Genomic DNA, 13,179 nt, shown 5'->3' on the forward strand with positions numbered 1-13,179 from the left:
GCTGTGGACAGTGCCAAGGGCAATTAGTAAGACTAAAACAGAAATTAAGCGCAGCATACCAAGAAGATATATTCCCTGGATTAGAGCACTGATCAAAAATGCCCAAGCTCAGGGAAGTGATTACCTGTTAGGCGAGGTAAAAACTGATAAGGCTGTTGCTGTGTGAGGTGGTTCTTTATATAAGAAACTAGGGCATGAACGTAAGTGGAGTCTTCACGATATTCGACGAACCGTTGCTACAGGGTTAGCCGACTTGGGAGTTATGCCGCATGTGATTGAATAACAGCGAGGTCATATCTTGAAGGGAGTGGCAGGGATCTACAATCGAAGTGATTACTTACCCGAAAAAGACACCGCTATCGAACTCTGGTTAGAGTGGCTCGAATATTTGATGCTACAAGAGGGGGAATGTTGTGTCGCTAGATAGGTCTTTAGGTAGCTGAAGAGCCAGCTTTATAACTTAATTATGCCTGCTAACTACTCCAATTAGCTTATCCCCATAATGTCCTTCAGGTAAGTCCAAGAAAATTAGAAGCTTACTACATGGCGGGCATTATAAGCTGCGTTTGCTGTTATATTTGATTTTTAACTACTAAACTTAGCCTTAAGTTCAGTCTTTTATGCTTACCATCTTTATTGTTTCAAAGTAATTAACTAAATATCTGTGGGGCATTTAAAATGCAAAATATCAAAGTAACTAAAGCTTTAAGAGGAGTTGAGTGTATGAATATTAAAGGCATAGTCGTAATGCTGGGTTTAGCTATTTTTTGTACATCTGCTGTTGGTGCTCCAGGAGGAAAAGGAAAAGATAAGAATTGGGCGATAACATTATTTGATGAAGCAAGTATAACTTGTGTAGAAGCTCCCGTTGATGCTGAAGTACCCGCTACAGGAACTATCATTGTCGGTCATACCTTTCCTCAGTGTTACAAGTACTCATTAGCTATTCCTGATGCAGCAAATCCAGGGGATAAAGCATTAGAGCAATTAACCTCCACTTTTAATTTAGATAAAGACGCGGAAAATGAGGTAAATGATTGCTCTATTGATGATTCCGAGGTATGTGATGGGGTCATAAACCATGATCCAGATGAATGTTCGGTCTTTGTTTCGCGTCCTGATAGTGCGGTTAAGCTTAACTCAGGGAATATTCCAGCACATCAGGATGAATTAATAGTTGTATCTGCTGATACGGGGGACGCTTGCACAGTAACCATTTTCGCCATTACCGATGGCGCTCAAGAAGGTGCAGTTCTTGTTGAAGTAGGCGACGGTGTGTTCGAGGTCGATCATTACGAGCTATTCTTACCAACTAAGTGTACGCCATTAAGAGAACATACCCGCTACGATTCCGATGGAGATGGCTCAGCAGATATAGTTGATGATGTATTACTGACCGGAAAGCTAGACGGTATTATTACAAACATCGAAGGCCTACCATTTGTTGAGTATGTTGGTCTCAACACAGGAACTCGAGCTTTCAGAGGTACAGATACGACTATGTATCGTGACACTGGAAATCGTAATGGTTCTGGCGCTTTTGCTATATTCCGGTCATTACAGTTAAAGCCAGATGGTTGTGATACGGACGGTGACACCGTTGAAGATATCGAAGACAACTTCCCGCTAGATCCAACTTTAAATTAGGCTTGAGTGTACAAATATGTAATGAAAATCGGCATTAACTCAGATGAAATCTAAGTCTTATGCCGATTTTTTACTATAACTGTAAATCTATTTTTTGTTGTTCTTCTTCCCAGTCGTTAATTATCTGCCCGTTGATATCATAATACTTTGGCGTTGGCCTGATATTAGGGTTCGATCCTGGCTCAGAAAATAAATTACCGTTATTCTCACAACTAGGATGAGCAAATTTAGGCGCAGCACCGTTGAAGATAGCCTCCTTATCTTCATCAGTGAAAGCCTTCACCTTCACCTTCTGGCTTCGACACTTTAGGCAAACTTCGAATTGTCGAAACGGAAAACGAATGACACGATTATTTTAAATGGTGTTGGTTAACCATTTGTTTTATCTATATAATATTATCTTATAGATAAGGGTGAGTTATCTTTTTTGGATCACAAAATGGATCACTCAATAAAAATGGGCTTTGGGGTTTACCAATAGGATGTGTTCAGCTATCAGTTAGCTCATAGGTGCATTCTTAAGTAGAGCAGAAGCTGGTGGCAGATATGGATAAACGAGATCTTCTAATGCGGAGAAAGTTTAAGGCTTGGTTTGGTGTGTGTCACTATGCGTGTCACATTTAGTCACCTTTAACCAAGCCTTTGGAACTAACTTAGTGGAAACTAAGAGTAATTCCCAGACAAATTACTTCTTGTAAGAAGAAGCAACGTTGTCAAGACGATCGTTTGCGCGCTTAGCTTCTGCTTGTGCGTCCATAGCAGCTGCTTTTGCATCTTTAACGTTTGCAGAAAGAGCACCTTGCTCTGACTTCAAAGAGCTAACTTCAGATGATAGTTGGTCAACTTTGTTGCCAAGGTTAGCTACGCTTTCTTCAAGAGCAGTCGTGTTTGCACAGCCACCTAGAAGGGCAGTCATTGCTACACCAGCAATCATCAGTACTTTTTTGTTCATTGGGAAATCCCTTTATATTAGGTTGGATTGGAATGAAGCAGTCGTAAAATACAACTGCAACTTGTTAATTATGTCATAGCTATTTTATTTTGCTATGAATTTTCACCCTTAGGTTTGAATACATTAGCGAATATTGGCTTAAATGCAAGCTGATCGAGCGTTTTTCGAACATTGACCCGAAGTTTTATGCAAATAAGCCAGAGATTGTATTCAGGGTGAAATCGTTTGATTAAGGTTTTGTTTTATTTCTGCAATAGCTTCAATACGTTTTAACTGCAACTGAGCTTTAATCTCTGCCCCTTTAAAGCCTGCTTCTATGATGGGTTTTACCGCAACCTTGTTCGCAGCCAGAAAACATTGCTTGAAGTAACCGGCTTGTGGGTAGGTTCTATCTTCCAGCCCCAATCTTCCTTTGGCATCGGCTTCACAGGCGATCGTTATCTGTTCTAGTCGTTCGGGTTTGCGCCACAGATCGGCCTTATCGAATAGCCTGACTAAGGTATCGGCTCTCAATTCCTCTATCTGATGAATGTTCTGATGAAGGTCACTGACCAGCAGGCCCAGATCTCTATATTCATTTGGCACTCGTACCCGAGCGCACAACGCCTTAATGGGGGCTAACCCTTTTTGACCATGGCCGTGATGTTTCGGCAGATGCTCTTTAGGGCTTAAGGCCTTACCCAGATCGTGAACCAGGGCGGCAAATCGAACCGAATTATCGTCAGAAAGTTTAGCGACCTGCTCTAACACCATAAGAGTATGAATGCCCGTATCTATCTCGGGGTGCCACTTTTCAGGTTGAGGGACACCGAACAGGGCATGGAGCTCCGGGAATAGTATGGCCAGCGCATCGCATCGATTGAGGACATCGATAAACACATGGGGGCTATCGGTTGCCAGGGCCTTGTCTAATTCCAGAAAAACACGCTCGGCAGTCAGGGCCTCGAGCTCTCCGCTGTGGCTGATTTGAGTCATCAGGGAGAGGGTTTCATCTGCGATGGTGAACCCTTGTTGGTGAAAGCGTGCGGCAAAGCGCGCCACTCTGAGCACTCTTAAGGGATCTTCGATGAAAGCATCGGAGACATGTCTTAATATCTTGTTGTGAATATCATCGACGCCGCCATAGGGATCGTATAACTGCCCCTCCTCATCTTGAGCGATGGCGTTGATGGTGAGATCGCGCCTGATCAGGTCCTCCTCCAGGGTGACTTCCGGGCTTGCGTGGCAGCTGAATCCACCATAGCCTACGCCGGTTTTGCGCTCTGTACGGGCCAGTGCGTATTCCTGTTGAGTCTTGGGGTGTAAGAATACAGGGAAGTCTTTACCGACCTGCCGATACCCCAGCTTGAGCATCTGCTCCGGGGTGGCACCGACGACCATATGATCGCGGTCTTTGACTGTAAGGTTGAGCAGGTTATCGCGAACGGCGCCGCCGACGAGGTAGAATTTCACTTTTGTAATTCACTATTCTTGTACTGGTAAGACTAATTTAAGATTATCACGCATTGTCTATCGAGCCGCAACAAAACCCGATTTAGGGACTCTCATTTATCGCTATTGGTAGAATATGCGTCTATTCCCCTCATATTTTCCTGCATTTTTTGACATGATGGACCGTTAGCTTTAGTTTGAACTGATTTTTTTATTCTCTAGTATTAGCCGGATCGGTATAAGGATAGATAACTGCATGTACAAGGCGTTTTTTGGATTAAGCGATAACCCTTTTTCTATCGCACCTAACCCACATTATCTCTTCCTCAGTGACAGGCATCGCGAGGCGTTGGCACACCTGACTTATGGGCTGGGAGAAACGGGTGGCTTTGTACTCTTGACCGGCGAAGTCGGTACCGGTAAAACAACGGTTTCTCGTTGTCTGCTCAACCAATTACCGGAAAACACCGACACGGCGTTTATTCTCAACCCTTCTCTCACCGAACTCGAGCTTCTGGCCACCCTGTGCGATGAACTCTCTATCGAGTATGAGAAGGATCCCAGCCTGAAGCAGCTGACGGATCGATTGAGTCACTTCCTGCTGGCCAATCACGAGAAAGGACGCAATACCGTTCTGATCATCGATGAAGCGCAGCATCTGCGCGCTGAAGTGCTTGAGCAGCTGCGTCTTCTGACAAATTTAGAAACGGACACGAAGAAATTACTCCAGGTTATCCTCATCGGTCAGCCTGAATTGCAACAGTTGTTAAGGCGACAAGAGCTACGTCAACTGGCGCAGAGGATCACTGCCCGTTATCACCTCCTGCCTCTGACGCTTGAAGAGGTTGGCCTGTATGTACAGCACAGGCTGCAAGTTGCCGGCCGTCATGAGCCCCTGTTCAACAGTCGCTCTATCAAGGCATTGCATAAATACAGTGGTGGTATTCCGAGACTGATTAACCTTCTGTGTGAGCGTGCATTGATGGCGGGTTATGCCCAGTCAAAAGTCCCTATCGATCATAAAATGGTAGCTTCTGCTTCGGCCGAAGTCTTGGGCGAAGATATTAAGGAGACTAACTACCTGCTTCCGTTGGGTGTGGCTACCGCTATTGGCCTGACTTGCGTGCTGGGTTACCTGATATTTAATCAGGTGAGTTTTACTCCAGAGAAAAGAGTCGAAGATCTGCAAGCTTCTCAAACGGCCCAACAGCAGGAGGCTGGTCAGAAAACAAGCCCGGCTAAGCTGAGTTCGAGTCAGCGGGTACTTAACGGTGCGATAGACAGCAGCCGAAGTATAGACTCCGCCTATGCCAGTATCCTTGGTCTGTGGGGCAAGGTGCCCTATATCGGGCTGACAGCCTGTCAGTCGGCTGAGCAGCAGGGATTGTCCTGTTTTCAGCAGCAGGGAAACTGGAATTCATTGATACGGTTAAATTTCCCCGCGGTTGTTTACCTTGTTGACGCTCAACAGCGAGCCTTTTACGGAACGGTCGTATCCAGACAGGGAGAGCAACTGTTATTGCAGCTCAATGAGCAACAACTTTGGGTCGAGCGAGACTGGTTTACCCGCCACTTCAGTGGCACCTTTGAGATCCTTTGGCAGGCGCCTTCGACTCAACCCAGAGAGATTGGTCAGGGATCTAACCCGGTACAAATCCAGTGGCTGGAGAATAGCTTGGCCCATATTGATAATGCGGTTCCCAGACTGGTCAACCGCTTCGACAGCCAATTAGAGGAGCAGCTTAAGCGCTTTCAACGTGAACATGGTTTAAGAGCGGATGCGATTGCCGGCAGCCAAACCTTAGTGCAGCTTAATCTTTATTTGAGCGCTCAAGGCCCAAGGCTGGTAGAAAGTAAGGGGCAATACTGATGTCCATATTACTCGAGGCCGTCACGCGAGCGAAACAACAGGAACTGGAGTCGGAACTCGATCCGGTATTAACGCCCAGGGCTCAGTACGATAATTTTTCTAAACCCAAAAATAACACACTGATGTTGTCGCTCATCGTGATTATATTGAGCCTGTTGGTCGTCATTGTCTGGCTGGCAACGAGTCACTTCTCGTCAGACAATACTCTCTCTGCTCAAGTGTCGAGTGAAGCCCAAGCCCCGGTGACTCGCTCCTCTGCACCGTTAAGCATCGATAGGGCATCTGTGGATGTAAAGACAAGTACGCCTGCCTCAGCTGATAATGACGTTAAATTAGCCGGAAAGGTTGCTCTGCCGTTAGCTATGGCTCTTCCTACCAAGCCTGTGGTCATTGATAATCGTTATCCTAAGGTTGCACCTGTTCAACAAGAGTCGGTGCAGCAAGAAAAGGTTAACGCTCTCGAATCGGTGCAGTTAAGTGTTAATCATAAAAGGGATCCAGCCCCTATGGCTGAAGAGCCGATTATATTAGGCGCGAATAGCAACCACAAAGGGCAAGAGGTGCTCGATGCGCTGAAGTACCAGGTGGATACGGCGGCATCGGAGCTTGGTATGAATAAGGCTTCTTCTCCGGCTGAGGCCGTGGAACAGAAGAACCAGTACCAGAATAAGAATAACTTATTAGCGGCATTTGAAGCCGCGCTTAAAGAGGTTGAGGTCCAAAAGTCTGTAGCAAGCCCGGTGACAGAGCCTAAACTCGACCCTATTCCGACCCCAAAAGCGGATGATTTACCTAAATACGGTCAGTTACCGGCGGGATTACAACTACAAGTGCCAGAATTTAATATTAACGCTCATGTGTATTCGAGCGATCCCATTAATCGTTGGCTTAATGTCGATGGCGCCGAGTTACAACAAGGCGATATGATTGGCGGCAAGTTAGAGGTTATAGAGATACGCCCCAGAGATGTGGTGTTGGCGATTGAGGGAACTCACTTTAAGGTACCCGCTATTTAGAAGCGATTACGAGGTTTGATATCTTAGTTTTAAGTTATCGCACCTCGCACCTCGCACCTAATAACTTGTACACCTATCCATAAAATTTATACGACAGCAGCAGGGTTAAGCCGTAACCTAAGCTATAACATAGCAACAGTGCAGGGACGTATCTAAGGTAGCTGACAAACGTCAGCTCTTTTACCTTACTCATGGCGATAATCCCCGCCGCCGAGCCAATCACCAGCAAAGAGCCGCCAACGCCAACCGAATAGGTCAATCCTAACCACTCAGGTGTATTGAGTATCGGCTCGGCCTTTAATAGTGCAGCGGTCAGAGGCACGTTATCCAGCAGCGCAGAGCCAATACCGGTAACAAAGTTTGAGATATTAGGGTCGAACTGGGCGTAGACCTGAGTCAGGAGATCCAGGGTGCCTATCTCTTTCAGCATACCGACTAGTAAGAGTATTCCGAGGAAGAAGAGCAAGGTGTCGTACTCGACCTGTCGTATGTATTCGAGGATCTGTAACTCCTCCGTATTACTTCGGGAGCTATGGCCAACGAGGAACATCACAGAGAGGCCTGTCAAAAATGTCAGCACCGGGGGAATTCTAAAGAGTACGTTTAATGCCATGGTCGCAACAATGGTTGAGAAAAAGATTACCGCAATCACCACATCGACCCTGTGATACTCCCGCTTTACCGGTGTCGTGCTGACATGGCCCTCGGCTTTCAATGAAAATAGCACGGCGAGTAACATTACACTGACGGCAGCCGGGACAAATAACAGCAGAAGCTCAGACATTTGAACATGTCCGCCGAGGAAGATCATTAAGGTCGTGACGTCACCGGTAATCAACGCCACTCCGCCGGAGTTAACCGCAAAAATAATCAGCACCGCCATGCGACGACGCATCTGACTATCGAGTTTGAATGTGGTCAACAGACCCAGTGATACCAGTGTGGCGGTGACGTTGTCACAAATGGCAGATAAGACCAGAGAGAAGAGCGCCACCTGCAACATCAGCATTCTTACCGATACTTTCTGGGGGAATAGCTTCTGCACTAAGATCTGAATCATGCCTTTGGCATTGAGATAGGCAACGAATGTCATTGTCGACATAAGAAACAACCAAAGGGTGGCGATTTCTAATAAGTTTTCGTTAAGTTCTGCTTCAACTATTTTTTCGTGAGCGGGATCTCCGGCACTCATAAACAGGACGACCCAAGAGATACAACCAAAAAACAGTGTGGTCTTGGCTTTATTCAGATGGGTAACTTCTTCGAATATGATACTTAAAAGGGCTAAAACGGCGAGAGATATCAGGAATAGGTAGAGCATAGATCAGTTCCTACAGCAGATTAATCGTTTACCCTAAAAGGTAAACAATAACTAAAATCAAGGTTTGATTAAGCTTGGTGTGTTAACGCTGCGGATTAGGCCATAGAGAAGATTAGAAAACAAGTGTTAACTGGTTCTTGTTTTAAGGAAAAGTGTGAGCCGGATCATTGCGGTTGTTTGCTAAGGGGTTTGAGTAAGGATTACCAGCTAAGTGTCATGTCTCGATTTCAGTTAGCTAGATGTTAGCCTGATATCAATGCTTATTTAGCCATCTTAGCAAACACGCGATCGGCAGCCGCTAATGTTTCTTCAAGCTCTTTCTCACCGTGTGTTATCGATAGGAGGAAGCCTGCTTCTGCCGGCACGGTTCAGGCAGCAATTAACGACAAGTAACAGGCAATAAAAAAGGACGCGAGATGCGTCCTTTTTCGATTTCAGCTAGCTAGATGTTAGCCTGATATCAATGCTTACTTAGCCATCTTAGCAAACACACGATCGGCAGCCGCTAATGTTTCTTCAAGCTCTTTTTCACCATGGGCCATAGACAGGAAGCCTGCTTCATAGGCGCTAGGAGCAAGGTATATACCTTCATCTAACATGCCGTGATAGAAGATAGGGAACTTGTCAGCATCACATTTAGTGACTTGCTCAAACGACGTGACTTTTTCCTCTTCGGTGAAGAAGAGTCCGAACATGCCGCCAACGTAGTTAATTGACATCGGGATGCCGTGCTTATTAGCCGCAGATTTAAAGCCTTCGGCAATACGCTTCGTCTTAGCGGCAAGTTCTTCATAGACGCCATCAGCACACAGCTCTTCCATCTGAGCAAGACCTGCTGACATAGCAATAGGGTTACCTGACAGAGTACCTGCCTGATAAACAGGGCCAGTTGGTGCGATAAATTGCATCACATCTTTACGACCACCGAATGCGCCTACTGGCATGCCGCCACCGATGACCTTACCAAGTGTAGTCAAGTCAGGAGTCACGCCGTAGTAGCCTTGTGCGCCGCTCTTAGATACGCGGAAGCCAGTCATCACTTCATCGATAATCATCAATGCGCCGTACTGATCACAGATTGCACGCAGGCCTTGTAAGAAACCATCTACCGGTGGAATGCAGTTCATGTTGCCGGCAACCGGCTCAAGAATGATACAAGAGATCTCTTCAGGGTACTGCTCGAATAGCGCCTTAACAGACTCTAGGTCGTTATAAGTTGCAGTTAGAGTGTGCTTAGCAAAATCTTCCGGAATACCTGGAGAGCTTGGCTGACCTAAAGTTAGTGCACCAGAACCGGCTTTAACCAGTAGGCAGTCAGCGTGGCCGTGGTAGCAGCCTTCAAATTTCAGGATTTTGTCACGGCTAGTGAAACCACGTGCCAGACGAATCGCACTCATGGTTGCTTCAGTACCTGAGCTCACCATACGAACTTGTTCCATCGAAGGTACCATCTCAATGACTTTTTCAGCCATCGTGACTTCAAGTTCAGTCGGGGCACCAAATGAAAGGCCATTTTCAACGGCAGCCAATACTGCTTCACGAATTTTCGGGTGGTTATGACCTAAGATCATAGGGCCCCAAGAGCCAACGTAGTCGATGTATGCATTACCGTCGGCATCATAGATATACGCGCCATCGGCTTTTTCGATAAAACGTGGTGAACCACCTACACTGCTGAAAGCACGTACTGGTGAGTTAACACCACCTGGGATGGTTTTTTTAGCCTGTTCAAATAGGGTGTCGGAACGGGTCATTATCAATCCTTAAAGTCAGTCGCCAAATTAAAAATCGGCTTTTCGTGAATACCAATTAACCGGACACTCGTATTTTTCTAGTTGCGTGTCAACGCCGAGTGTCAGTGCAAACAGTGCCATGCGGATCAGGAGTCCGTTATCTGCCTGTCTAAAGATGGCCAAATTAGGATGACTATTAAGGTCATTGTCTAGTTCGTTGGCCTGCTTGCGCGAGTCTCTAGGTAGCGGATGCATGATCACAGTGTTTGACTTGCAATGCTTTGTGTAAATATTGCGATTAAGACGAAACTTACCGCGATACTTGTTCGCTTCTTCTTGTGAAGGAAAACGCTCTTCTTGAATGCGAGTCAGGTAGAGTATATCAGCCTGATCTAAATTGCCTTCAAGTTGGTCTGTTATTGTGATCTTATGCCCAGCATTTTCAATGTCACTGATCACATAGTCAGGCATTGCTAACTCTTTCGGCGATACCAGTGTAAAACTTACGTTTTTATACATACATAGCAGACGAGAGAGCGAGTGAACCGTACGGCAGAATTTTACCAGAATGGCCGTTACAGTGGAATAAGTGGCTGAGTTATTTCTGCTCGCTTTTTGAGTGTTTCAGTGAAAATCATCCTCATGTGAAACTCTTAAGTTAAACTGTATCTGAAGTCTTTACGTTAAACTCTGGCTTTTAGCTCTGGTTTTAGTTCTGACGCTCTGCAATGGTTCAGTGGCGCTGATAAATAAGAGTTAGGACCATTTCTGCACTAATGTTTTCAGCCGTTATGGGGTCAACTCTGGTGTTAAATGCAGGGTGACAAGCTTGGGTGACAAACCAGAGCGATAAGTCAGGGTGACACTTATTGTTGAGAAAGAGGAAGGAGTGTCTTGTGCAATTTTTCTATATCTTAATACCTTTGGCTCTGGTGCTGATTATATACCTGGAGCGGAAATACATTAAAGAGCATGATGAGAAGTACTCAGGATTGAGTTTTGTGACTATGTCGCTCTTTGTTTCCGGGATCACCTGGTTCGCATCTGTCGTCGCCTTGTTATTGCTGGCGCAAACTTTTGTCGACCCCCCCAATAGCATCGTAGGCCATCTGGCGTTCGCGGCTTTCTTTGTTCTATGTGTCATCATTGCGGTACAAAACCGAACATACCGCCTTTATTTTGACGAGGCCAAAATAGTACGCACACGCTTCATAGGGGCACCTATGATATCGACACTAGCCGAACTGAAACGGGTCGAGCTTAAGTCATATTCAGACTCAAGCTCCGAGACCTACATTCTGACCTTCACTGCGGGTAAGCCGGTTAAGATCCCGATAGGCATGATGGAGGGCGAGCAGGTAGCTAAATTGAAGACACTGCTTGGGCGGTACATCAGGTAGTCGTGTCTATTTTTTGCTTCATCGCTGATCGTCTCTTTACGATTCATTTTACTCCTGTCATTTGAGTCTCTTACCCTAAGTGACTCGTGAGGCCATGGGATGGTGTTTTCTCGGGAACGAGACCCGAGAATTCGGTTAAATTATATCTATTCTAAAAAAGCCCAATCTTTAGCTGCTTTACCCTTGAAGTGCCCGCCATGACTCATGTATAACCTGTACTTCAGATTTTCTTATCGCAATTAAAAAGTAGAACTCATCAATGACGGTAATGTATCCAAATCTCACCGAAAACACGCGCTCAGAAACCGACCTATTGGGAAGTAAATCCATCCCCAGTGATGCCTATTATGGGATCCATACTTTAAGAGCTATGGAGAACTTTGAGATCAGCAATGAAAAGATTGGTGATTGTGTCGAGTTTGTCCGTGGCATGGTGAAGACTAAAAAAGCAGCCGCGATGGCCAATGGGCAGTTAGGTACCATTTCTCAAGATATTGCCGGTGCCATTGTCAGAGCCTGCGACACCCTGTTAGCCAGTGACCGCTTTTACGATCAGTTTCCTATCGATGCTTTTCAGGGCGGTGCCGGGACATCGGTGAATATGAACACCAACGAAGTGATTGCTAACATTGCATTGGAGCAGATGGGACATGTAAAGGGAGATTATCAATATATTAACCCTAACGATCATGTGAACAAGAGCCAGAGTACTAACGATGCCTATCCTACAGGATTCCGGGTTGCGCTGTTTGAACGGACTAATACTTTGCTATCCGCGCTGACGTTGTTAATCGATCTCTTTATGGCTAAATCTGAAGAGTTTAGTGATGTACTTAAGATGGGGCGTACTCAGTTGCAAGACGCGGTCCCTATGACTTTGGGCCAGGAATTTCGTGCCTTTGGTATTACGTTGCGAGAAGAGATTAAAAGCATCAAGCGCTGTCAGGAGTTGCTGTTGGAGATCAACTTAGGGGCCACGGCGATTGGCACCGGTTTAAATGCGCCAGCCGGATATTCAGAGTTGGCCATTGCAAAGTTAGCCGAGATCACCGGTCATCCCTTCGTTCCTGCAGAAGATCTTGTTGAAGCGACCTCAGATTGTGGCGCCTATGTGATGCTATCCAGTGCGTTGAAGCGATTCGCGGTCAAGTTATCTAAGATCTGTAACGATCTTCGCCTGTTATCCTCCGGGCCACGTACGGGCTTAAATGAGATTAACTTGCCTGAGATGCAGGCAGGTTCATCTATCATGCCTGCTAAAGTGAATCCGGTTATTCCAGAGGTGGTGAATCAGGTGGCCTTCAAGGTATGCGGTAACGATCTCACCATCACCATGGCTGCCGAAGCGGGACAGTTGCAACTTAACGTGATGGAGCCTGTGATAGGTCAATGCCTGTTCGAGTCTTTGTCATTGCTCGAAAATGCCTGTGTGACGCTAAAATCTAAGTGTATCGAAGGGATCACCGCAAACCGTCAGGTGTGTCAGGATTTCGTGCTTAACTCAATCGGGATTATCACCTATCTGAACCCATTTATTGGTCATCATGAGGGAGATATCATAGGTAGAATTTGCGCCGAAACGGGCAAGAGTGTTCGCGAAGTGGTATTAGAGCGTGGCTTATTATCACCGGAGCAACTCGATGAGATCTTCTCTATAGAAAATCTGATGAACCCTAAGTATAAGGCGCAACGTTTCGCACAGGTTACATCCGGTTAATCCTGATTCGTCGCTTCGAAGTTAGAAAACCGTTCACGTCGCGGGTAATATCCCGCGACACTTAGTCCGGTTTGACCGCTTGGCCAGCTTGT

At 46.0% G+C, this 13,179-nt stretch carries 10 protein-coding genes and 1 pseudogene; 5 read left to right on the top strand and 6 right to left on the bottom strand.

Going from position 1 to position 13,179, the window contains the following annotated elements; translation table 11 throughout:
• Nucleotides 1-723 precede the first annotated feature (723 nt).
• On the top strand, nt 724-1,647 hold the full coding sequence (locus tag EKG38_RS08580; protein WP_148103760.1) for a hypothetical protein: 924 nt from the start codon (nt 724-726) through the stop codon (nt 1,645-1,647).
• A 73-nt stretch (nt 1,648-1,720) separates the two neighbouring features.
• On the opposite strand, the gene EKG38_RS08585 is transcribed toward EKG38_RS08580, so the two are convergent.
• The 3 genes from EKG38_RS08585 to EKG38_RS08595 all read right to left on the bottom strand — a co-directional run bounded on the left by EKG38_RS08585 (nt 1,721) and on the right by EKG38_RS08595 (nt 4,051).
• Entirely contained in the window at nt 1,721-1,930 is a 210-nt protein-coding gene (locus EKG38_RS08585) for a hypothetical protein (RefSeq protein WP_126519861.1), read from the bottom strand.
• A gap of 402 nt (nt 1,931-2,332) precedes the next feature.
• Nucleotides 2,333-2,599 (bottom strand): Lpp/OprI family alanine-zipper lipoprotein, encoded by a 267-nt coding sequence (locus EKG38_RS08590; RefSeq protein ID WP_126519862.1) that lies wholly within the window; start codon nt 2,597-2,599, stop codon nt 2,333-2,335.
• Nucleotides 2,600-2,809: 210 nt separating this feature from the next.
• Nucleotides 2,810-4,051, bottom strand: a complete 1,242-nt coding sequence (locus tag EKG38_RS08595) for a multifunctional CCA addition/repair protein (protein ID WP_126519863.1) — start codon at nt 4,049-4,051, stop codon at nt 2,810-2,812.
• A 235-nt stretch (nt 4,052-4,286) separates the two neighbouring features.
• Between EKG38_RS08595 and EKG38_RS08600 the strand changes: the two genes are divergently transcribed.
• Nucleotides 4,287-5,900, top strand: a complete 1,614-nt coding sequence (locus EKG38_RS08600) for an ExeA family protein (RefSeq protein WP_126519864.1) — start codon at nt 4,287-4,289, stop codon at nt 5,898-5,900.
• Nucleotides 5,900-6,916, top strand: coding sequence for a general secretion pathway protein GspB (locus EKG38_RS08605; RefSeq protein WP_126519865.1), 1,017 nt, complete (start codon nt 5,900-5,902; stop codon nt 6,914-6,916). The genes EKG38_RS08600 and EKG38_RS08605 overlap by 1 nt, the downstream gene beginning before the upstream one ends.
• 73 nt (nt 6,917-6,989) lie before the next feature.
• Here EKG38_RS08605 and nhaD read toward each other — a convergent pair whose 3' ends face one another.
• The 3 genes and pseudogenes from nhaD to EKG38_RS08620 form a co-directional block, all read right to left on the bottom strand.
• On the bottom strand, nt 6,990-8,237 hold the full coding sequence (gene nhaD / locus EKG38_RS08610; protein WP_126519866.1) for a sodium:proton antiporter NhaD: 1,248 nt from the start codon (nt 8,235-8,237) through the stop codon (nt 6,990-6,992).
• Nucleotides 8,238-8,704: 467 nt separating this feature from the next.
• Nucleotides 8,705-9,991: a glutamate-1-semialdehyde 2,1-aminomutase gene (hemL, locus tag EKG38_RS08615; RefSeq protein ID WP_126519867.1), complete on the bottom strand. Its 1,287-nt coding sequence runs from the start codon at nt 9,989-9,991 to the stop codon at nt 8,705-8,707.
• Between the two features lie 27 nt (nt 9,992-10,018).
• A pseudogene (locus EKG38_RS08620) lies at nt 10,019-10,534 on the bottom strand (aspartate carbamoyltransferase); the annotation flags it as partial.
• Between the two features lie 332 nt (nt 10,535-10,866).
• Between EKG38_RS08620 and EKG38_RS08625 the strand changes: the two are divergent.
• Nucleotides 10,867-11,370 carry a hypothetical protein gene (locus EKG38_RS08625; protein WP_126519868.1) on the top strand — a complete coding sequence of 168 codons (504 nt, stop codon included), beginning with the start codon at nt 10,867-10,869 and terminating at the stop codon, nt 11,368-11,370.
• A gap of 259 nt (nt 11,371-11,629) precedes the next feature.
• The gene (aspA, locus tag EKG38_RS08630; protein WP_126519869.1) at nt 11,630-13,087 is read left to right on the top strand and encodes an aspartate ammonia-lyase; all 1,458 of its coding nucleotides are present in this window, start codon (nt 11,630-11,632) and stop codon (nt 13,085-13,087) included.
• Nucleotides 13,088-13,179: the final 92 nt, after the last annotated feature.

The organism is Shewanella canadensis (assembly GCF_003966225.1).
Classification (GTDB): Bacteria; Pseudomonadota; Gammaproteobacteria; order Enterobacterales; family Shewanellaceae; genus Shewanella; species Shewanella canadensis.